The sequence below is a fragment of the Acinetobacter sp. 479375 genome (assembly GCF_000581715.1).
GTDB classification, from domain to species: domain Bacteria; phylum Pseudomonadota; class Gammaproteobacteria; order Pseudomonadales; family Moraxellaceae; genus Acinetobacter; species Acinetobacter ursingii.
Window position 1 is genome coordinate 1 of the sequence record NZ_JEZN01000019.1, and the last position, 21,315, is coordinate 21,315.

The 21,315-nt window shown below is 40.4% G+C and carries 18 protein-coding genes and 1 pseudogene; 6 read left to right on the forward strand and 13 right to left on the reverse strand.

Annotated elements, in window-relative coordinates:
- From J500_RS13275 to J500_RS13325, 12 genes and pseudogenes are all read right to left on the reverse strand, one after another.
- A partial coding sequence (locus J500_RS13275; RefSeq protein ID WP_034700000.1) for an IS1595 family transposase occupies positions 1-374 on the reverse strand: 374 nt, incomplete at its 3' end.
- A 270-nt stretch (positions 375-644) separates the two neighbouring features.
- The gene (locus J500_RS13280; RefSeq protein WP_004998629.1) at positions 645-932 is read right to left on the reverse strand and encodes a DUF3325 domain-containing protein; all 288 of its coding nucleotides are present in this window, start codon (positions 930-932) and stop codon (positions 645-647) included.
- Positions 929-2,590: a PepSY-associated TM helix domain-containing protein gene (locus J500_RS13285; RefSeq protein ID WP_004998626.1), complete on the reverse strand. Its 1,662-nt coding sequence runs from the start codon at positions 2,588-2,590 to the stop codon at positions 929-931. Before J500_RS13285 ends, J500_RS13280 begins: the two co-directional genes overlap by 4 nt.
- 1 nt (position 2,591) lies before the next feature.
- Positions 2,592-2,921: a DUF3649 domain-containing protein gene (locus tag J500_RS13290; protein ID WP_004998624.1), complete on the reverse strand. Its 330-nt coding sequence runs from the start codon at positions 2,919-2,921 to the stop codon at positions 2,592-2,594.
- A 14-nt stretch (positions 2,922-2,935) separates the two neighbouring features.
- On the reverse strand, positions 2,936-5,527 hold the full coding sequence (locus J500_RS13295) for a TonB-dependent siderophore receptor (protein WP_004998621.1): 2,592 nt from the start codon (positions 5,525-5,527) through the stop codon (positions 2,936-2,938).
- A 149-nt stretch (positions 5,528-5,676) separates the two neighbouring features.
- Entirely contained in the window at positions 5,677-6,678 is a 1,002-nt protein-coding gene (locus J500_RS13300; protein ID WP_004998617.1) for a FecR family protein, read from the reverse strand.
- Between the two features lie 9 nt (positions 6,679-6,687).
- Positions 6,688-7,215, reverse strand: a complete 528-nt coding sequence (locus tag J500_RS13305; protein ID WP_004998613.1) for a sigma-70 family RNA polymerase sigma factor — start codon at positions 7,213-7,215, stop codon at positions 6,688-6,690.
- 164 nt (positions 7,216-7,379) lie between these two features.
- A pseudogene (locus J500_RS17730) lies at positions 7,380-7,501 on the reverse strand (transposase); the annotation flags it as partial.
- A gap of 360 nt (positions 7,502-7,861) precedes the next feature.
- Entirely contained in the window at positions 7,862-9,814 is a 1,953-nt protein-coding gene (locus tag J500_RS13310; protein ID WP_004998611.1) for a family 2A encapsulin nanocompartment cargo protein cysteine desulfurase, read from the reverse strand.
- Complete coding sequence (locus J500_RS13315; protein ID WP_034699991.1) at positions 9,789-10,721, reverse strand: family 2A encapsulin nanocompartment shell protein; 933 nt, start codon at positions 10,719-10,721, stop codon at positions 9,789-9,791. The genes J500_RS13310 and J500_RS13315 overlap by 26 nt, the downstream gene beginning before the upstream one ends.
- 255 nt (positions 10,722-10,976) lie before the next feature.
- Complete coding sequence (gene epsC, locus J500_RS13320; RefSeq protein WP_004998609.1) at positions 10,977-11,915, reverse strand: serine O-acetyltransferase EpsC; 939 nt, start codon at positions 11,913-11,915, stop codon at positions 10,977-10,979.
- Positions 11,916-11,965: 50 nt separating this feature from the next.
- Entirely contained in the window at positions 11,966-12,460 is a 495-nt protein-coding gene (locus tag J500_RS13325; RefSeq protein WP_004998607.1) for a rhodanese-like domain-containing protein, read from the reverse strand.
- A gap of 552 nt (positions 12,461-13,012) precedes the next feature.
- Here J500_RS13325 and J500_RS13335 point away from each other — a divergent pair.
- From J500_RS13335 to J500_RS13355, 5 genes are all read left to right on the forward strand, one after another.
- The gene (locus J500_RS13335; RefSeq protein ID WP_004998605.1) at positions 13,013-13,756 is read left to right on the forward strand and encodes a GntR family transcriptional regulator; all 744 of its coding nucleotides are present in this window, start codon (positions 13,013-13,015) and stop codon (positions 13,754-13,756) included.
- Positions 13,757-13,903: 147 nt separating this feature from the next.
- Entirely contained in the window at positions 13,904-15,643 is a 1,740-nt protein-coding gene (locus tag J500_RS13340; protein WP_034700009.1) for a fumarate reductase/succinate dehydrogenase flavoprotein subunit, read from the forward strand.
- 18 nt (positions 15,644-15,661) lie between these two features.
- Positions 15,662-15,907, forward strand: a complete 246-nt coding sequence (locus tag J500_RS13345) for a 4Fe-4S dicluster domain-containing protein (protein ID WP_004990164.1) — start codon at positions 15,662-15,664, stop codon at positions 15,905-15,907.
- A 63-nt stretch (positions 15,908-15,970) separates the two neighbouring features.
- Complete coding sequence (locus tag J500_RS13350) at positions 15,971-16,963, forward strand: HEAT repeat domain-containing protein (protein WP_004998599.1); 993 nt, start codon at positions 15,971-15,973, stop codon at positions 16,961-16,963.
- Entirely contained in the window at positions 16,953-17,231 is a 279-nt protein-coding gene (locus J500_RS13355) for a gamma-butyrobetaine hydroxylase-like domain-containing protein (protein WP_004998596.1), read from the forward strand. The genes J500_RS13350 and J500_RS13355 overlap by 11 nt, the downstream gene beginning before the upstream one ends.
- Before the next feature lie 175 nt (positions 17,232-17,406).
- On the opposite strand, the gene J500_RS13360 is transcribed toward J500_RS13355, so the two are convergent.
- Entirely contained in the window at positions 17,407-17,787 is a 381-nt protein-coding gene (locus tag J500_RS13360) for a diacylglycerol kinase (protein ID WP_004998595.1), read from the reverse strand.
- A 385-nt stretch (positions 17,788-18,172) separates the two neighbouring features.
- On the opposite strand from J500_RS13360, the gene J500_RS13365 reads away from it, so the two are divergent.
- Complete coding sequence (locus tag J500_RS13365; protein WP_034699996.1) at positions 18,173-21,271, forward strand: efflux RND transporter permease subunit; 3,099 nt, start codon at positions 18,173-18,175, stop codon at positions 21,269-21,271.
- Positions 21,272-21,315 lie beyond the last annotated feature (44 nt).

The following is a 21,315-nucleotide window of genomic DNA, read 5'->3' on the forward strand; positions in this document are numbered from 1 at the left end:
GGAGTTATTTTCTCTGAAATTACAGGCATTAAGGTGCTTGATTTCGTATCGGGGATAATAACCGTATAGACCTTTCCATTTCGTTTAAGCAAACCAAACACAATCACTTTTCCAGCAGCACCTCTTCCCCGTTTTCCCTTGCGTGTGCCACCGAAATAACTTTCATCCAGTTCAATTTCACCATCAAACACTTCGAGGGCTTCCAGCCCTAAATGATAGGCGATTATCTTACGAGTTTTGGTATAAAAGAGAGCAGCAGAATTAGGGTGAATCCCTAGTAAATCTGCTGCTGATCTGGCTGTCACTTCAAGCACAAAAAACTCGAGTAGTTTAAGTTGTATTTTCTTGCTGAATTTACAGTTGGTTAGCTTCATTTTCATAGATTAAAACAACGCTAATCTAGTACAGCCCCTAATTTAATTTTTTTTAAAATCAGGGCGTGTTGACATGTAAAACATCCAAACTCGCCATTCTATCATGCCCAGATGAAGCGAAAAGGGAACAGTCTCAGTTGACTCATAACTTGAATAATGTTCGAGATATTCAAAAAAGGATTGCAGCAGTAGATGCAGGCTTTGAATTGACTCTCTTAAGATTTCAAGGTCAAATGCAAGTTTCCTAGTCACAGTAAACCTTGCATTGATTTAGTCATTGGCTATTTCCTTTTTAGGGTAGTAAGTAATGAATAAACCTACGCCTAAAGCAGCAAAACTTAAGCCGCCAAACCAGATACAGATGCCAACACTCAGTTGCCAAATGTAATATGCAAAATACATTGTTGTACACAAGAGTAAATATCCAATGCACCATAAGGTACGATTGGCTACATCTGAAAACTTACGATTAAAAATTTGAGTTTGGTGTTTACTTATGCTAAAAGCAATAAAGCTTAACGCAATGATTTGTAAAAATATTAGGATAAGGAACATCATAGACATGTTCCTCCCTGAACTTGCTGTTTGGATATTGGAGCAGGTTTATTTTTGACTTTGATAAAACAAATCAGGAAGACAACGGCCAGAGCCAGTGACATCAAGTCAAAAGAGGCTACAGTCCATTGTTCGTGATAAATACTACTCCATAACCCACGCCCACCAGTCAATGGATTCAAAATTGGAATCAGGATAAACAATAACGTGGTAATGAAAAGTTGTTCAAGCCATGCCTGACGAGTAGGACGTAAGGCGGCATGGATAAAAGACAATAGCCATACAATAAAGAAACAGCGGATTTCCCACAAAGTTCGAGTTTCCAACTGTAATGGTAGCAGGCGATTTATCCAGAAATAACATCCAATTGCCAAAGGAAGTCCAGCAATTGCTGCTATATTTGTTACCTCAACACAGCGATGACCAAAAGGTGTACTGCCTAATTTTTTCCGTTCAGGTAAGCGTTTAACCACCCATAAAATTAATCCTGTGGCAATCATGATTGTACCTAGGATTCCAGACAAGAATAATAGCCAGCGCAATAAACTTTCTGCTCCACGCCCAACATGTAATGTGGTAAGAACGCTATAAACCTCTCGGGCCACAGTAGTTGCTCGATACTCTGGCTCAATTACTTTACCACTACTAAGATTAAAGCTGACTGTTTCAGCAGAGCCCCGTTTTAGTAAACTTTGTGAATAAGCTGCTCGTAGCTCAATTTCAGCCCGCTTTGTATTTGGGTTTTTAATGGTCATGCTACTAAGAGGAATATCTTCGAATTCCTGTCGGGCTTTTTGAATAAAAGGCGTGATATCTTCTATTTGAGTGAATGCCAAAGGCTGAGATGACTGATCACTTTTTCGATGTTCTCTTGAACGATTTCTTTGCCTGTCTTCATTTCGTACTGCTGCTTGAGGTGGCTTACCCTGACTACGCAAATCAGCAATAAATCCATCCCGATTTTGTTGATAGGCCGCAGTGATACCCCATGGCATCAGCATATACATGAGTAACAGTAATCCACTAAAGGTAATCATGATATGAAAAGGTAGGGCAATTACGGCTGTAGCATTATGAGCATCTAGCCATGACCGCTGTCCTTTTTTTGGACGAAACGTAAAAAAATCCTTAAAGATTTTTTTATGGGTAATGATACCACTGATAATGGCAACCAGCATAAACATAGTAGCGATGCCTACAATCCATCTCGCCCATGTACGGGGCATGGCATACAATTCAAAGTGGAAACGATATAAAAAACTTCCGCCTTGAGTTTTTCTGACGTGAATTTCTTCGCCTGTGACAGCATCTAAAGTACGTCTTTCACCACCACGACGATTTTCTCCGCCACTACCTTGTTTAGGCCAACTCAGTTCTAGTGTGGTTTGTCGATCATTAGGTAAATTAATCGTCCATGCAGCAGCATTAGGTGCATGTTCCTGTAAATAATTAAGCGCAAGCTCTGTTTGTTGTACTGGGTTATGATTATTGAGGGACTGATGCAATTCAGGTTTCATCCAGATACTAATTTCATTCTGGAAAAAACTTAACGTGCCTGTCACAAAAATTGCATAAAGTAGCCAACCTAATATCAGACTTGACCATGTATGCAGCCATGACATGGATTGACGTACACTTTCTTTTTTATTGTCTATTCTCATGTCATGCCACCTGAAGAATTAAATAGATGAACCAGCAGAACAGACTGGGAATTAAAAGTCCCAACCAAGCTTGTAGTGCATTACGGCATAAAAAAACCCACAATATGGCGATGGTGTGAATGATAAATGACAACATGGTTGCCACCCGTACCATGTCAGGTTTCTCTAGCGGTAAGGTTAGACTGAGTACCATTGTGAATAATGCAGCAAGTAAATAGCCTGCAAAGATTGCTGCTGTACAACGAGAAAATACGGCCAGACGATAACGAGTCAGTACAGGTAGACTTGACCATCGATGAAATAGGGGGAGATTAAAATTTTTGAATTGCATGAACGTCACCTAACTTAAAAATCATACTTTGCAGTAAGCAAATAACGACGTTCATCACCCCAGATAATCGTGCCACTATTAGCAAAACGACTGCGGTCATAATAGGTTTTGTCCAAAGCATTTTTGACAGTAAATCCAAGATTAACTTTCTGTTTATCTGTCAGTTGTTTTGTCCATGATAGGGATAAATCGACAAGGGTGTAACCTGGGTTAATATTGCTGCGAATTTCTTCAGTTGAACTGTCCTGTACCCATGCATCGTGGGCTTTACTCCATGCTTTTACACCAATCCCTGCATTTACACGACCAAAACTGTCAGTGTCATAGAGCTTGAAATTATTCCAAAGTGTAAAATTATGCTCAGGGATGTTTGGTTTGGTGCGACCCACATTTATAGGATTATCTGCTTCTTTATATTTTGCGTCGATGTAGGCATATGAAAAATCAGTTGACCACCAATCATTGATTTGACCCGATACACTGAGTTCCACACCTTGAGAACGTTCCAGTCCATTCAAGGCATAACGACAATCTGAATTTACTGGATCATAACCCCCTGCCGTATCAGGAATGGTTTCTAGGTCAGCATTACAACTCACACCATCTTTTTGTACCATGGAAAGGATATTTTCCTTATCCAGTCTGAATAGTGCCAAATTGACCAAAGCTTGTTGATTGAAAAGTTCCTGCTTATAACCGATTTCAAATTGGCTTGAAAGGACAGCATCAGTAATTTGTTTCCCTGCCATATCATATTTGCCTAAGTCATTTGGGGTGAAATTTTCACCATAACTGGCATAGACTGTAGCAGTTGGCAGTACGTCATGCATTATTGCGATGCGAGGAGTCCATTTTTTTTCAGTTCTAACTGGATCGGTTGTACTTACGACACCTGGTGTACTTTTATATTCTGTCCATCCCGCACCTATCATCAGACGAGTTTTTTGATTAGGAAAAGTGAGAACATTTTGTAAATACACGTTTTTATCTTCCTGCTGACCCCTAGGCGTTCGGGCATCAGCATAAATCAGTTCACGGTGATTCCAGTCATGATAAATCGGGTCATAAATGTTGATTGTGCCGACATGAGCTTTTTGACCAATTCTTGAACCTGATGATACAGCCCTTCCGCTACTTGCACTGCTATCAGTTGAACCTAAGCCAGCTCCAACCAACCATTGGTTTTCAAAATTCCAGAGGTTGAATTTGCCACTGATATCAATATTTCCAGAATAGCTATGACCTTTAGCATCACGAGCATTCACAAAACGGTCAACATTACCCTCTAAATCGGATGCTCCACCTTTACCTGTAACGGAACGAGTAATTTGCCAAAATTGTGTAGTTTGTTGAATATTCCAGTTAGCACTTACTTTAAGGGCATCTGAAAGCTGCCATTTCATATCCCACAAAATATTATCTGTGGTTTGTGTTGCAAGATCATCAAGACTTCCCCAGAAAAAATCTCTCGGGATGTCATAAAATTTTCCTGTTCGGTAATCAATCGAATTATTTTCCCGTTCAGGAATAGAATTTGTCTCTAGTCTTTCATAGGTCAAAGAAGTTTCAAAATTGTCAGTAGGTAAATAACTTAATGCGACCATACCACTTTGGGGTTCTGACCATGTATGTTCCTGATCATCAATACGATGGTTATAACTAACAACTGCCCGATAACGTAATTTTTGATCGGATGTAAGCGATCCTGTAGCATCAAACATACCACCGTAAGATCCTTTACTATCGGTTCGGGTAATGAATTGATAAGCAGCTTCTGCTTTAGGCTTTTTATAACTTAAATTAATCACACCACCAGGTTCGGCAGAACCGTAATACAATCCAGCAGGTCCTCGCAATACTTCAATTCTTTCTAAATTATCGGTGTTTTGTGCATCTCCTGTTGTACTGTACATGCGTTGACCATTGAGTAGGGTTTGTCCCATTTCAAAACCACGCACACTCAGGTTACGATTCATACCTTGTCCGATGTTACCTGGATTACTGGCACTGGTAATTCCTGCAAAACTTTCTAGAGTTTCAAAAATTGACTGATCACCACGTTCTTGAATCAGTTCTTGTGATACCTGATTAATGGTAAATGGTGTCTCCCTGGGAGTTAATTCACTTTTGGTTGCGACGGAACTTGGACTATTTGCCAAATAAGGATTGGTCTGGTCAGCAGTCACAGTAATTATGGGTAAAGATACTTCATTCTGCTGGGAGGAGGAGCGGAAGGTAGGCGGGGCTGTATCTTTGGAAACTACTCGATCTTTTAGAATATAACCATCAGCTGTTTTATGTGCTTTTAAAGATGTGTTTGCTAATAAGGTAATAAAGCCCTGTTCAATGGTGTATGTTCCATTTAGTCCCTGACTCTGAATTTTGGAAAGTTCAGTAGCATTCATGGAAATAGCAACGCCAGAAACAGCTGCAAACTGATTTAAAACCTGATTTAACTTTCCTGCTGGAATGTTATAACGGATATTCTGATTGCTTTTAGCTAAAGCCGATGGACTAGATAAGATCAAGCCTGAGCTTAAAGCAAGATGAATGGAGAGTACAATGGGTTTCACGATAAAACTGGAACGATGATGGGTTTCTTTCATTTTGGTCCCCCGAACAAAGAATGAAATGACAGATAAAAAGCCTAAACTTTTGCATTTTTCATATGTAGGACGGATGAGAAGCAAAAACACGAAATAAAAAGGTAAATATTTTTTAATATTGTTCTTTAAATTTTGATTTAAAAAGAATTTTATTTTTTTTGAATAACTTTTCGTCCAAACATATCGGTTTGGACTGTAATGGGTAAACTACGTTGTAATAATTTTAAACCAGTTCCATCAAGAGGTAATGTGGCAGTGACTTCAATTGGATGTAAGGTTGCGGCATCATATTTAAGCTTTTGTTTTTCGTAGGTTTGTAAAATATTGAGTAATTGATCAAGTGGCATCAGATTAATCATCAGCATTTGTTCATTCCATGCTTTTTCTGTCAATTCAACAGAAATATTTTGCTTAGGATGCAACCCATCCTGATCAATGATAATCTGTTCTCCAGCATGAACCTGTTGTACCTGTGATTGTCCATTTGCTAATTTGACTGTAACTTCTGTGGTTGAGTGCAGCATAGTCAATACAGTGGTCTGCTTGTTATGTTGTACAATAAAACGTGTACCTAATGCACGAATCTGGGCAGACTCTGTTTTGATAATAAATGGACGATTTGTATCTTTTGCAACATCGATCAGAATATTACCTTTAAGCAATTCAATGATACGGTTTTCTTTATCAAATAAAATGTTATACGCAGAATTTCCACTAATTTTAATATCTGAATGATCAGTTAATGTATGTTCAGACCATTGATTATAATTATTTCGAGTGTCTGCTAACCAATAAGAAGTGGGTAGGATCTGCCATAAAAAAGTACTGGTTAATAATGTTGTCAGGATAACAATGAATATTGGATTGGATTTAAAAATAGATCTAGTTTTTGATTGCTGAATGGTCTGCTCAATCACTTTATAGGGAATCGATTTAGACTGTTTTTTTAAGCCTGAGAATTGCTCAAAGGTATTCTGCATTTGTTTCAGTATTTCAACATGTTTTGGATTTTGCTGTTGCCAATGAATGAAATCAATACGATCCTGCTCGGTACAATCTTCACTTTCGAGTTTCAATAGCCAGATCGCTACCTGTTCCATCAATTCAATATCAGATACTTCATCTGTGGACTGTTGTGAATGCTGGTTCATAAGAGATAATCAGGTGTTTTTTTGAATCCATTGATGACAATGTACCATAGCCTTGGCTAAATCATGCTGTACAGTGCGTGTGGTCAGATTAAGCTGTTTTGCAATATCAGCCTGTTTAAGTCCTTCTATATAATACAATAATAAGCATAATCTTGGTCGATCAGGTAAGTCACTAATCGCTAAAGTAATTCTCTGTAATAATTCAATGACGATCAGGGTTTGTTCAGGTGATTCCTGTATTGTGGTATTGGGATTATCTTTTAAGAATTCTAGATATTTTTTTTCGATAATCTCTCTACGTGCTTTATCAATTGCAATACAGCGGGCAGTAGAAGCCAGATATGCCTTGGGTTCTCGAATTTGATGTGCTTGTTTAGAAATGAATAACTTTAAAAAAGTATCTTGAAGAATATCTTCTAAATATAGTGTAGAAGTTAAATGTCGATATAACCAACGTGACAACCATGCATAGTTTTCTGCATAGAGACAACTAAAACATTCATTATGATCTTGAATAAATGTATGGGCTTCTTTCATTTAAGAGCCTCGCATAGAAAAATTGCTAAGGTATACGTATATTAAATATAAATGATAATAATTACCATTTATTTTTGATTGATGATGATCAGAAAATATTGGTATGTTCCAAACTGAATGATTACATTGCTAATTTTGAAATACGAGGTGAAGGGGGCTAACTACTTATAAATGCTGTGCTGTGATACGCCCAAACGTTCTGCAACATCAGTGACAGAATATCCACATTCGGTAATCAATTTACAGCTTTATCTTTAAATTCTGGGGTATATCGTTGCCCACTCATAATGTTTTCTCCTATGCAAAAAGAATAGACGAAATTTGTCTAGGAGAGTTGTGGCAGTCCATATCTAAGTTAATGCTGTTTACAAAATCAGTGGCTATTCAGAGATTTATTACTGACTTTCCTAAAACAAGTTATTATCTATACAAATCCTGCGTAAATACACACTGTTCTATGTTAGTCAGCTCTTGATAATTCACTCTTATCCACCATCTCTTGTAATTTGAATTACAGATAAAAAATTGATATGAAAAAGAGCAAAAGCGATTAGTTGAGTGGCCCAAGCAAACTAATGATTCTAAGCAGCACTTGGGTTAAGTCAAAAGCTGCAAAAGCAGCTTTGAACTTATAACTTTCATAGATTTAGTAACCACGTTTGTTTCGACTAAGCTGATGTAAAACCGAGATCATTAAGTCAATTTCTTCAGTGGTGTTATAAAAAGCCAACGATGGGCGGACTGTTTGTTCAACCCCAAAACGGCGTAAAATAGGCTGTGCACAGTGGTGTCCAGAACGCACAGCGATGCCATGCTGATTCAGAGCTTTGCCCACTTGTTCCGTAGAATAGCCATCCAGAACAAAGGACATCACACTGGCCTTGTTTTTGGCTGTTCCAATAGGGCGTAAACCAGTTACGCTACTCAAGGCATGTTGACCATATTCAAGTAAATCATGCTCGTAACGGGCAATATTCTGAATGCCAATGCGTTCTACATACTCCAGTGCAGCTCCAAGACCCACCGCATCTGCAATATTACCTGTACCCGCTTCAAACTTATTTGGCGCAGGTTGATAGATCACTTGTTCAAAAGTCACATCCTCAATCATATTGCCACCGCCTTCCCAGACCGGCATGCTCTCCAGAATTTCAGGCTTGGCATAAACAGCGCCCACACCCGTTGGCCCAAATACCTTATGACCTGAAAATACAAAGAAGTCAGCATCAATGGCTTGAACATTGGTTGGCATATGTGAAACAGACTGTGCGCCATCGACCAATACACGAACCCCTTTGCTGTGCGCAATTTTAATGACTTCAGCAACAGGTGTGACTGTTCCTAAGGCATTGGAAACTTGTGTGATGGAGATGAGTTTGGTACGTTCATTGATGAGTTTAGGTAACTCCTCAAGCAGGATCTGACCGCTATCATCAACAGGAATCACCCGTAATTTGGCTCCGGTCTTTTTGGTGAGTTGATACCAGGGCACAATATTGGCATGGTGTTCCAGATGCGACACAATGATTTCATCACCTTCACCAATATTTTGTTCACCCCAGGTTTTGGCAATTAAATTAATGCCTTCCGTAGTTCCACGAACAAAAATGATTTCCTTGGAAGACGATGCGCCAATAAATCTGGCAACGACATTACGGGCATGTTCATAGGCATCTGTTGCACGTGCCGCAAGTTCATGCGCTGCGCGATGGATGTTAGAATTTTCATGCTGATAAAAATAAGCAATCCGATCAATCACTGCTTGTGGCTTTTGAGTCGTGGCTGCATTATCAAACCAGACCAGAGGCCGCCCATTCACCCGTTCCTGAAGAATCGGGAAGTCTCGGCGTATCGCTTGTACATCGAGGGGTTGAGCACTATTGGTCAGAAATGTGGATTGAGAGGGTACATAGTTTTGATAGGGCTGATCAACTTTGGGAATATCAAGAAAGTAAAATCCTGATGACGGCGTATGTGGTTGATTTCCCGCTGCAACCTTTGGACTGTCCTCTCGTAACAGCACGTTGAGTGTTTCCCCTTGGGGCAACTGAAATGATTGTGGTGTGGTATGACTTGTCACATCAAAATCTGAACTCGAGGTGGTTGGGGCAGAAAAATCATTTAAGAAATAAAAAGGAGAGGATTCATTGTTTGATGGCGCACTTGGGCTCAGCAAAGGAACATTTGGCTCCTGATGAATCACTTGTGGAAAATGAGGTTCAATCGGTGGACGTGGTAAATTAGCTCCTCCAATCACAGGAGAAGAGGCGATCGCACGCCGTTCAGGATAATCCGGATAATTGGGGATATGCTCAGGATATTCTGGATTCAAGCTTTTCTGGTAAGCAATATTAGGTGCACGTCCACTCAATGCCGCCACAGGTTCGATGGGCTGTGGCGCATGGGGCGGCGTACCGACATTGGGTAAGTCCAGATTGAGACCTGATGAATGACCACCAGAACTTGGCAATGCGGCAAAAAATTCGCTTGCCAGACGTGAAAGGGTGGCTTCATCAGGAAAGTGGGCTGGAGGTGAGATTCCAGCCACTTCACTGTTTGGACTACCCGCAATATTATTTGTAGTTAACTGGGTAGTCATGATATTTATCGACCTCCACATCATCCAATACAGCCAAAGCATCTTCGGTTAATACCGCAAGTGAGCAGTACAGAGAAATCAGATAGGATGCAATCGCATTACGGTTAATTCCCATAAAGCGAACGGACAAGCCTGGGGATTGTTCGCCCGCAAGACCCGGCTGAAATAGTCCCACAATCCCTTGACGCTTTTCACCCACCCGAAGCAGTAAAATTTTGGTTTTACCGTCTTCAACTGGGATTTTATTTGAAGGAATCAGTGGAATCCCGCGCCATGTGATGAACTGTGAACCAAACAGGCTGACGGTTGGTGGCGGTACACCACGGCGGGGACATTCACGACCAAATGCTGCAATTGCATCTGGATGCGCAAGGAAGAATCCAGGTTCTTTCCATACTTTACGCAGCAAATCGTCCAGATCATCTGGTGTAGGGGGGCCATTCAGTGTTGAAATACGTTGTTCATCTGAAACACTGGCCAATAAACCGTATTCAGGGTTATTGATCAGTTCGCTTTCTTGACGTTCTTTAATGGTTTCAATCGTTAAACGCAGTTGTTCTTTAATCTGGTCATGCGGACTACTATAAAGATCAGCGACACGGGTATGAATATCCAGAACAGTAGAAACGCCATTCAGAAAATATTCTCTTGGCTGAGGGTCATAATCGACAAAGGTCTGTGGGAGGGTGGCTTCATCGCGTTGTGTACAGGCAACCTGAATATCATCGGTGTTACTGACGCGGTTGACCCGATAGATACCTGCCTCAACAGGAATCCATTGTAGGAGATGAGTCAACCAGCGTGGTGTAATTGTTGAAAGTTGGGGAACAGTTTTAGTGGCATTTGCGAGCTGTCTAGCTGCATGATCCCCAAGTGCAAGTTGCGCTTTGTCGGTGTTTTTTGTCATGGATAAGGTTTCCTGATATGACAGTCATGTTATTTATAAGGTAAATCGTTAAATATTGAGTTTTTATTTCTCTTAGCAGACTAAGTTGCTTTATAAGTTTTTAAAAATAATAAATTAATATAACCTCCTGCTAATATTTCACTTATTCCTCATAAATATATATTTATGAGAAAATATTATAAAAAAGAGATTTAATTTTCTTTACAACCCATGTTATTAATTAAAAACCTCATATTTTTAAAAATCAATTGGATGTTAAGCTGTTTTTTGCTGGTGATGTGACTCAGAAGGCGATTGCAAAATTTGGCTACCAGCGGGTACGCTATGTGTCAGCCAGACATTTCCGCCAATGACCGAACCTCGACCAATCGTGATTCTGCCCAGTATCGTTGCACCTGCATAAATCACCACTTGATCTTCTACGATCGGATGACGTTGATAATCTTTTTTAAGCGTCCCATCTGCATCTGTTTCAAAACGTTTAGCGCCTAAAGTGACCGCTTGATAAATTCTGACATTTTGACCAATAACGCACGTTTCTCCAATGACAATACCAGTGCCATGATCAATGAAGAAACCTGAACCTATGCTTGCTCCTGGATGAATATCAATGCCGGTCGCAGAATGTGCCAGTTCGGAAATAATTCTTGATAACAGAGGAACATGCGGATAGAGCTGATGAGCCAGACGATGATGAATAATCGCCAATATACCCGGATAACACAGCAAGACTTCATCTACACTATGTGCAGCCGGATCGCCCTCATAGGCGGCGCAAACATCTGCATCCAATAAGCGCCGTATTTGTGGCAAGGTATTGGCAAAATCCTGAACAATAATTTCTGCTTTTTGGCTGATTTCTACCTGATCATGCCCGTCACTGTGTCTGGATGAAGGTCTAGATTTGGTTTTTAACTCATAGTCCAAGGCCAGTTTTACTTGAGCATATAACCCATTCAAAACACGATCTAAGGTATAAGAGATATAATAATCCTCAGTTTCCTGACGTAAATCTGTTGGCCCCAGACGCATTGGAAAAAGGATGCCACACAAATCCTCAAGAATTGATTTTAAAATCTCTTTGGATGGTAACTCACGCCCCCCGATTTCCTTGATCCGATTTTGACGTTCACGCCATTCATGACGCGCCTGTTGTAAACCTTGCACAACAGGAGAGATATCCCATTTGGCCACATTGATTCCTTGATTTAGTGATTGAGATGATTGGCTGTATAAATGCTGAGTTAATCCTGTTGCCATGGCAGTTGGTGCGTGCGCCAACCATTATGACTATTACGCTGTTGCTGTTCGTTCAGATCACCTTCAAACCCTTCTAAAATATTATAAATGTGCTGAAAACCTGCATGAAATGCTGCTTCCGCGGCAAGCGCCGAACGTTTGCCGCTACGACAAAGTAATAGTATGGTTTTATCTTTACCGACTTTATTTTCAAGCTCTTTTAAGAAGCGCGGATTTCGGTTAAAAGCAGTACCGGTTGCCCAAGCGACGTGCACACTTTCTGGAACATAGCCGACAAATTTACGTTCTTCATTGGTGCGAACGTCAACCAGAACGGCGTGTTCCTGTTGAATTAAATGCCATGCATCTACGGGAGAGACACTACCGGTAAAGTGAAGCTCGTGTTGTTTTGCATATTGTTGTGCCTGTTGAAAGATATGCGCTGAAGACACTTTCTCAGAAGATGGTAAATGGTCTGGTGTGTTAATTTTGGCATTCATGAAACAAACATCCTTATCGTTAATCATCATAAGTATTAACAATATGCTATGCCTAATTCTTTATTCTTAAAAATAAGTAAATATAATTTCTATATATGAAATATGAAAAACAAAATGTTGATCCTTTTAAATGAATCAAGCTAATCCTATGATCAGGTTTTTAATCTTTTTTGCTGATTGATGAATAAATTTCTTTCATCCGTCTCTTTTATTTCTCCTTATGGGAAAAAATAAAGAGGGTTTCAACCATGATGAAAGAAGTCTAGTAAATTCTCAGATCCACTTAGAATATTTTAGACATTTTATTGAAATTAAACTAATACAAGTCGAGCTATTTAAAACTGCGATCTTCTTTATCTTTTATTTTGATATTGATTGCATTAAATCTGATAAAAATTTTAATAATCTATAAAAATCATATTATTAATTCTTATTTTTTTCTTAGTTAATATTTATTTTTACTTTTTAACTAAGTATATGAGGAATCCTTATTTTAAGCAGAAAAAAATTCAACTTATTATTTAACCAAGTTGTTATAACAAGTTTATCGACATGATAGAACAAACAAGCAAGCCAAATAGCCAGCGACCGTTGTATGAACAAGTCAAAGAGCAATTGCTGGCAAAAATTGATGAGGGAACCTACCTTCCTTTAGCACAACTTCCGTCCGAGCATGAATTATCGGAACAATTCAATGTGAGTCGAATTACGATTCGACAAGCTTTGCACAGGTTGTCACAGGAAGGCGTGATTTTTAAGGTTCATGGCAAGGGGACATTTGTCAGTAAACCCAAAGCCTATCAGAACATTAGCCAATTACAGGGCTTTGCCGAGGCAATGTCTAATTCGGGACATCATATTGTCAATGAGGTGTTATCGGTAAAGTTTGTGGCGGCACCTTTAAAAGTTGCGGCAAAGCTTAAGTTGCCTGTCCGTAGCGAAGTCACTGAAATCAAACGGGTTCGTCTATTAAACAACGAACCAGTGTCTTATGAACTGACTTATTTACCCGAAGTCCTCGGCAAAAAATTATTCGAGCAACAGGTAGATTTGCGCAGCACGGATATTTTCAAATCTCTGGAAGAGGATTTACAGATTCCACTGGGTTATGCCGATCTCAATATCGATGCGATTACTGCCGACGATGAGTTGGCTGAACTGCTGTCAATCGATGTGCATACACCAATCCTAAGGGTTGAACGCCTGACTCATGATGCCCAAAACCATCCGCTGGATTATGAGTTTTTGTATTTTTCAGGGGAAAGTTTTCAGTACCAGTTACGTATTTATCGTTAGGAAGAATGTCGGATCAATCCATTCCGAACTTTTATTTACAAACATATTTTAAGTGATGACAACGCTTTTGGAATGATCACAGGCTTTGTCATTTTGGAGAGAGATATGGAATCTCAAACGAATCATGTCCAGAGCGATTATTCAAGTCTGGAAACTAAATATCTGGAATTTGACATCGTGGTGATTGGTGGAGGAACGGCTGGACCTATGGCGGCGATTAAAGCCAAAAAGGAAAATCCTGCTCTTAATGTCTTGCTGATTGAGAAGGCCAATGTAAAACGTAGTGGTGCAATCTCAATGGGCATGGATGGTCTGAATAATGCCATCATTCCCGGTTATGCCACGCCAGAACAATATACCAAGGAAATTACCATTGCCAATGATGGTGTCGTCAACCAGACCACGATTTATGCCTATGCTCAACATAGTTTTAAAACCATTCAGCAACTGAATGAATGGGGAATTAAATTTGAGAAAGATGAAACTGGCGAGTTTGCAGTTAAAAAAGTCCACCACATGGGGGCATATGTATTACCGATGCCTGAAGGGCATGATGTAAAGAAAGTGTTGTATCGCCAGCTCAAGCGTGCGCAGGTAAAAATTAATAATCGTATTGTCACCACCAAGCTGTTGAAGAATGAACAGGGGGCGATTAATGGTGTACTCGGTTTTGACTGTCGTACTGGTGAGTTTTATGTGATCAAAACCAAAGCTGCCATTTTATGCTGCGGTGCCGCAGGTCGTCTGGGGTTACCAGCATCAGGCTATCTCATGGGTACTTATGAGAACCCGACCAATGCGGGTGATGGTTATGCCATGGCTTATCATGCTGGTGCGGAATTATCCAATCTGGAATGCTTTCAGATTAATCCACTGATTAAGGATTATAACGGTCCTGCCTGTGCTTATGTTACTGGACCACTAGGCGGTTACACCGCCAATAGTAAAGGTGAACGCTTTATTGAGTGTGATTACTGGAGCGGACAGATGATGTGGGAATTTTATCAGGAACTGGAAAGTGGCAATGGTCCTGTATTCCTTAAAGTTGATCATCTGGCGGAAGAGACTATCCAGACGATTGAGGAGATTTTACATAGCAATGAGCGTCCGAGCCGAGGTCGTTTTCATCAGGGGCGAGGTACAAATTACCGTCAAGATATGGTCGAGATGCATATTTCCGAGATTGGTTTTTGTAGTGGGCACAGTGCATCAGGCGTATGGGTGAACGAGAAAGCGGAAACTTCGGTCAAAGGTTTATATAGTGCGGGTGATATGGCCGCTGTACCGCACAATTATATGTTAGGTGCATTTACCTATGGTTGGTTTGCTGGGGTCAATGCCGCGCAATATGTGATGGATGTCAAAGACAGTAACCTCAATCAGGCGGAAATTGAACTGGAAAAAGCCAGAATCTATGCACCGTTATCTCGTCAGGAAGGGTTATCACCTGAACAGGTCGAATATAAATTACGTCGCTTTGTGAATGATTATTTACAGCCGCCCAAAACACGACAAAAGATGGAAATCGGTTTGCGCCGTTTTGAAGAAATCAAGCAGGATATTTTGCAGATTGCGGTCCACAACCCACATGAGTTGATGCGCGCCGCAGAGGTATCTGTGATTCGGGACTGCGCTGAAATGGCAGCTAGAGCATCACTCTTTCGGACTGAAAGTCGTTGGGGCTTATACCACTACCGTGCAGATTTTCCCGAAAAAAATAACGAAAACTGGTTTTGTCATGCCCATTTGAAAAAAGATGAACATGGCAACATGGTGAGTTTTAAGAAGGCCATTGAACCCTATGTGATTCCGATTCATGAAAGTGAAGCGCAGTCCTATGATCAGCTTCGTATCCAGAAAACGCATAAAGAAACTGTGACAGGTTAAATAGAAGGATCATGACAAATGGCACTTATTTTTAAAGAAATTAATCATCGTAGCGTCGCTCCGGTTTTGGTCGATGAAGATAAATGTATTGCTGACAAGGGATGCACGGTTTGTGTAGATGTCTGCCCGCTGGATTTACTGGCGATTGATCCGCATACCCAAAAAGCCTTTATGCAGTTTGATGAATGCTGGTACTGCATGCCGTGTGAAAAGGACTGCCCGACAGATGCGATTCAGGTCAATATTCCATATTTATTGAAATAATTTATTGGAAGAATGATCTAGAGGGTTAACAGCTGCATTCATAACATAGTAAAAGGATAATACATGTCTATTCAATACCCACAAGTGCTTGATCTTGATGAAGATAATCAAAATTTTTTTAGGCAGTTGAATACAAATGATGAAAAAATTCGTTTCATTACCCTGATGCACATTGCAGAAGAAGAACGCGAAGAACTTTTACCATGGTTACATTATGCACTACAGCATGATCCCGCAGTAATCGTTCGTCAGGAAGCGGCAAAACGACTAGAGGGTTGGGAAGATCCTGCATCCTTACAGGCATTGGCAAATGCCTTGAATGATGACTCAATGATGGTGGTCGATGCGGCGACACACAGCCTGAGTGAAGTAAAAAATCCTGAATCTGCCAAGATTCTTGCAGCTTATCTGGACTCCAACGATAGCATGGTAAAAATTGCCATATTACGTGCACTTAAACCATTACGATCAATTGCTTCATATGACCGTATTTTGCAACATACCCAACATCGCGATATTCATGTACGTCGCGAGGCAGTCAGTGCTTTAAGCTGGTTGCAACAGCAGCAGGCCGTAGACATTTTGGCTGATATTGCTCAGAACGATATTGATCAAGAAACACGTCGTATTGCGACTGGGGGGCTGAGCTATACTCAGCAGATATCGACGCAAGTCAGCATTGCATTAGAAAGTGCTTTACACGCTCCTGATTGGCAATTGCGGGTCGAAGCAGCTTTGACCATCGGTAAACTTAGGGCGACTGCACTTGAGCAAGCCTTATTGCCATTATTGCTGGATCCATACTGGCAGGTCAGAATTGCGGTGACCAGAAGTCTGGGGTTGTTAAAATCCAGATTGGCATTGGAGGGTCTGGCAGAAAATTTCAAGCATGAGATCAGTAATTTACGTAAGGAAGTTGCACTGGCACTGGGGGAGATTGGTGGCGAGCAATCTATGCAACTACTCCGCGATCATGAACAGGATCCTGATCCTGAAGTACGTAAAGCAATTCGTATCGGTCTGGATCAGATTCGAGAATATGCGCATGCAACTTAAACCGAATATCCATGTCGATGTACAGCAACACACCGTTGCATTCAAATGGCCAGATAAGGATCTGTTCATCAGCCATCAACAACTTCGTGAAATCTGTCCTTGCGGTTTCTGTAAGGCCAAACGTCTACGTCACCAAGCGGTTGTAGATGCACATACTGTGCAAGTTACCGCTATGTTTGATCAGGGATATGGCGCTCAAATCTGTTTTAGTGATGGACATGATCAAGGTATTTTTCCATGGGTATTTTTGAAAAATCTTGATCTATAGCTCACTTTTTGTTTTAGCCTATTGGCTAAAAGCTTAGGGTCTCCTTATTTACTTTTTTCCTTTCTAAACTTTGTAAAATATGGCTTTGATATTGGGATGTTTATAGCTTATTTAAATAGGTATAAGCATCTTTGATTTTTTTGCCTTGCCCATCATAAAATTAGAGATATTATTTTTATCCCCATAAAACAATCAACCAAGTGATTGCGATCAGGCTTAAGGCAACAAATTGAGCAGCGCTACCCATATCTTTGGCATTTTTAGACAGTTCATGTTTTTCAAGTGAAATTCGATCCACCACAGCTTCAATCGCAGAATTAAATAATTCAACAATAATGGCAATGAAACCAACGCCAATCAGTAAAATCCGTTCAACTGGGCTAAAATCCAGACTGAAATTCACCACCAATAACACAATATTCAGCAAGATAATTTGTCTAAATGCGGCTTCGAGTTTAAATGCAGCTTTAAAACCCGAAATGGAATAGCTTGTCGCATTGAGAATGCGCTTGATGCCGTGCTGACCTTTGTATGGAGAAGGAGACGTGGTTTTCATGGACATTTACCGTTATCAAAAGATGCTTTGAAGTTTGAAGAATTTTACTTAAGACTATATGAGGAATGTAGAAATTTTTTGATGATTGTTATCGATCTTCAACAACCTGATTTAAAAAAAGTTGATTGGGTAGCATGACGATATAATTTGACAAGGTGATGACGTTTTGATGTTTTTTTGATGAAGAAAAGCCCTTAAAATCGCAGTCTTTATACATAATCTCCATGATTTATCCGTTTTTTTTCTTCTCCGAAAATTTATATTAAAAATACTTGTATTTAAGCAAAGACTCATTGATTATCAATAGATTATTCAAGTTGATCATCGTTGCAACTGAACATTTTTATTTGACATTTCGCTCCCTTACATTGGAAGTAAAGCGCTCATGCTCTCCAGATTTTTTATTGATCGTCCCATTTTTGCTTGTGTACTTGCCATTATTGTGATGGCAGTGGGTTTGTTTTCAGTTTTAAATTTGCCTGTTGAGCGTTATCCAGATATTGCGCCACCACGGATTACGGTTTCTGCAAGCTATAGCGGTGCCGATGCACAGGCTGTTGAAGATAGCGTGACTCAAGTCTTGGAGCAACAGATCAAGGGAATTGATCATTTACTGTACTTTAGTTCCAGTAGTGATGCCAATGGTAGCAGTCGCATCAGCCTGTATTTTGCGCAAGGGACAGATCCTGATGAAGCACAGGTTCAGGTGCAAAATGCTGTGAATGGTGCGATTAATCGTCTTCCAGATGATGTACAGCGTCAAGGGATTACGGTTCGTAAATCCTTAAGTGATTCATTTATGGTGATTGGATTGGGTGATCGCTCTGGTCGCTCAAGCAATATTGATATTTCTGATTATTTAAGCAATAACTTTGAGTTGAATCTAAGCCGTATCGAAGGTGTTGGTGAGGTCAATGTTTTTGGTTCGCAATACGCGATGCGGATCTGGTTAGATCCAACCAAACTTAGACAGTATCAGCTTATGGTCAGTGATGTCCGTACTGCAATTGAAAATCAAAATACCCAAGTTGCGGCAGGGGCAATTGGTGAATTACCAGCCAGTCATGATCAATATCTGAATGCCAAAGTGACATCGGGTTCACTGCTGCAAACGCCAGAAGAATTTGAAAATATTATTATCAAAGCCAATCAAAATGGCAGTTTTGTCTATCTTAAAGATGTAGCAAGGGTCGAGGTTGGTGCTGAAAACTATCAGGTGTTTAACCGACTCAATGGTTATCCAGGTTCAGGATTATCGATTTCCCTTGCAGTAGGTGCAAATCTGATGCAAACCGCAAGAGCGGTGTACGCCGAAGTCGAAACCCTCAAGAAAAATTTACCAGACGGTTATTTTGTGATTTATCCACGTGATGATACGCCGTTTGTCAAAGAGTCAATCTCTCAAGTCGTTTCAACATTGGTAGAAGCCATCGTATTGGTGGTCTTGGTCATGTTTTTGTTTTTACAAAATTGGCGCGCCACCTTAATCCCCGCGATCACCGTCCCTGTGGTGATATTAGGGACATTTGCGATTTTGTCCGTTCTGGGGATGAGTATTAATACTTTGACCTTATTTGCCATGGTACTCGCAATAGGTTTATTGGTCGACGATGCCATCGTGGTGGTTGAAAATGTCGAGCGGATTATGCATGAGCAACAGGTCGATGCCAGACAAGCCAGTATTGAGTCCATGCAGGAAATTGGTGGCGCTTTGGTGGGGATTACTTTGGTGCTCACCGCGGTTTTTATTCCGATGTCATTTTTTAGTGGCGCAACGGGAATTATTTATCGACAATTTTCGATTACTCTTGTCGCAGCGATGGCACTGTCTTTAATGGTCGCTTTGATCTTAACGCCTGCTTTATGTGCTGTACTTCTCAAACCCCAAAACAAGCAGTACCGATGGGCACAGTGGTTTAATCGCAGTCTGGATAAACTTAAAAACCATTATTTAACACTTTCTAAAAAATCCATTGATTTTAAATATATTTCTGGTGCTGCTTTTATCCTCTTGATTGTCAGCTTTGTTTTGATTTATCGGGCATTGCCGACGAGTTTCCTGCCACAGGAAGATCAGGGCGCCTTAATGGTTCAATTCACTTTACCTGAAGGGACGCCATTGAGTAAAACTGAAGAAGTTGGTAAACAAATCTCTGATTATTTTCAGACCACTGAAAAGAACAACACCAATGGCATTATGGTGATTAATGGTCGTAATTTTTCAGGAACAGGGCAAAATCTAGGGCAAGCCTATGTATCATTAAAACATTGGGATGATCGTAAGGGTAATCAAAATAGCGCACAACAAATTCGTGCCAGAGCTTCGAAATATTTTTCAAAAAATAATCAGGCACGAATTAATGTCTTAATGCCGTCAGTGATTCGTGGTTTGGGGAATTCAGATAAAGTGGATTTCTGGATACAGGATGTCAAAGGTTTGGGGCGTGACAAACTGATTGCTAGTTTTCAAAATCTACAACAGCAAAGTGCAAAGAGTCAGCAAGTCAGCAATCTTGATAAAAAAGGTAATGATGATCAGGCGGTATTAAACATTAAAATCGATCATCGGATTGCGATGGCAAATGGTGTCAATGTCAATGATATCAATCGAACTTTATCAACCGCATGGAGCGGTACTTATATCAATGACTTTATTGATCGTGGTCGTATCAAACGGGTTTATTTGCAAGGTGATGCCCCTTATCGCTCTAAACCTGAAGACTTAAGTTACTGGTTTGTCAAAAATAGCCAAGGTCAAATGATCCCGTTTAATCAGTTTAGTGCTGTGCAATGGCAAGGTGCGCCGCCCTTGTTGGAGCGGTTTATGGGATATCCTGCGATTGAACTGGAAGCCGATGCTGCCAATGGTTCTAGTACAGGTCAGGCGATGCAGCAGATCAGCCAAATGGTTACTGATATGCCAGATATCGGTTTGGCATGGAGTGGGCTCTCATATCAAGAATTGCAATCGAGTCATCAGGCGATCTGGCTATATATTATTTCGATTGCATTTATCTTTTTATGCTTGGCTGCGCTCTATGAAAGTTGGTCGATTCCAACCGTGGTGATGCTGGCGATTCCATTAGGCATTGGTGGAACCATTCTGTTTAGTTATTGGTTTAACTTTGCCAATGATATTTATTTTCAAATTGCTTTACTGACCACGATTGGCTTGTCTTGTAAAAATGCGATTTTGATGGTGGAATTTGCCGCGAACTTGCAAGAGCAGGGTGCCAGTGCAATTGATGCTGCCTTAAAATCTGCGGGTTTGCGCTTACGTCCTATTCTCATGACTTCACTGGCTTTTGGTGCAGGTGTGGTACCGTTGATGTTTTCTACGGGCGCAGGTGCGCTCAGCCGTCAGGCCATTGGTTATAGTGTTTTTGGTGGGGTGTTATTCGGCACGATTCTGGTTCTTCTATTCATTCCATTGATGTATGTCGTGATTCGCTCTATGTTTAAATACCAGCCAGCTAAACGATGAAATCAAAAAGATTATCTGATGAAAAACAAAACCAAAAATTGAAC

Coding starts and splice junctions, on each gene's coding strand:
- J500_RS13355 (WP_004998596.1), top strand. CDS start 16,953: ATGCAACTTAAACCGAATATCCATGTCGATGTACAGCAACACACCGTT.
- J500_RS13360 (WP_004998595.1), bottom strand. CDS start 17,787: ATGAAAACCACGTCTCCTTCTCCATACAAAGGTCAGCACGGCATCAAG.
- J500_RS13290 (WP_004998624.1), bottom strand. CDS start 2,921: ATGCAATTCAAAAATTTTAATCTCCCCCTATTTCATCGATGGTCAAGT.
- J500_RS13315 (WP_034699991.1), bottom strand. CDS start 10,721: ATGACAAAAAACACCGACAAAGCGCAACTTGCACTTGGGGATCATGCA.
- J500_RS13350 (WP_004998599.1), top strand. CDS start 15,971: ATGTCTATTCAATACCCACAAGTGCTTGATCTTGATGAAGATAATCAA.
- J500_RS13295 (WP_004998621.1), bottom strand. CDS start 5,527: ATGAAAGAAACCCATCATCGTTCCAGTTTTATCGTGAAACCCATTGTA.
- J500_RS13335 (WP_004998605.1), top strand. CDS start 13,013: ATGATAGAACAAACAAGCAAGCCAAATAGCCAGCGACCGTTGTATGAA.
- J500_RS13300 (WP_004998617.1), bottom strand. CDS start 6,678: ATGAACCAGCATTCACAACAGTCCACAGATGAAGTATCTGATATTGAA.
- J500_RS13325 (WP_004998607.1), bottom strand. CDS start 12,460: ATGAATGCCAAAATTAACACACCAGACCATTTACCATCTTCTGAGAAA.
- J500_RS13285 (WP_004998626.1), bottom strand. CDS start 2,590: ATGAGAATAGACAATAAAAAAGAAAGTGTACGTCAATCCATGTCATGG.
- J500_RS13365 (WP_034699996.1), top strand. CDS start 18,173: ATGCTCTCCAGATTTTTTATTGATCGTCCCATTTTTGCTTGTGTACTT.
- J500_RS13305 (WP_004998613.1), bottom strand. CDS start 7,215: ATGAAAGAAGCCCATACATTTATTCAAGATCATAATGAATGTTTTAGT.
- J500_RS13345 (WP_004990164.1), top strand. CDS start 15,662: ATGGCACTTATTTTTAAAGAAATTAATCATCGTAGCGTCGCTCCGGTT.
- J500_RS13280 (WP_004998629.1), bottom strand. CDS start 932: ATGATGTTCCTTATCCTAATATTTTTACAAATCATTGCGTTAAGCTTT.
- J500_RS13310 (WP_004998611.1), bottom strand. CDS start 9,814: ATGACTACCCAGTTAACTACAAATAATATTGCGGGTAGTCCAAACAGT.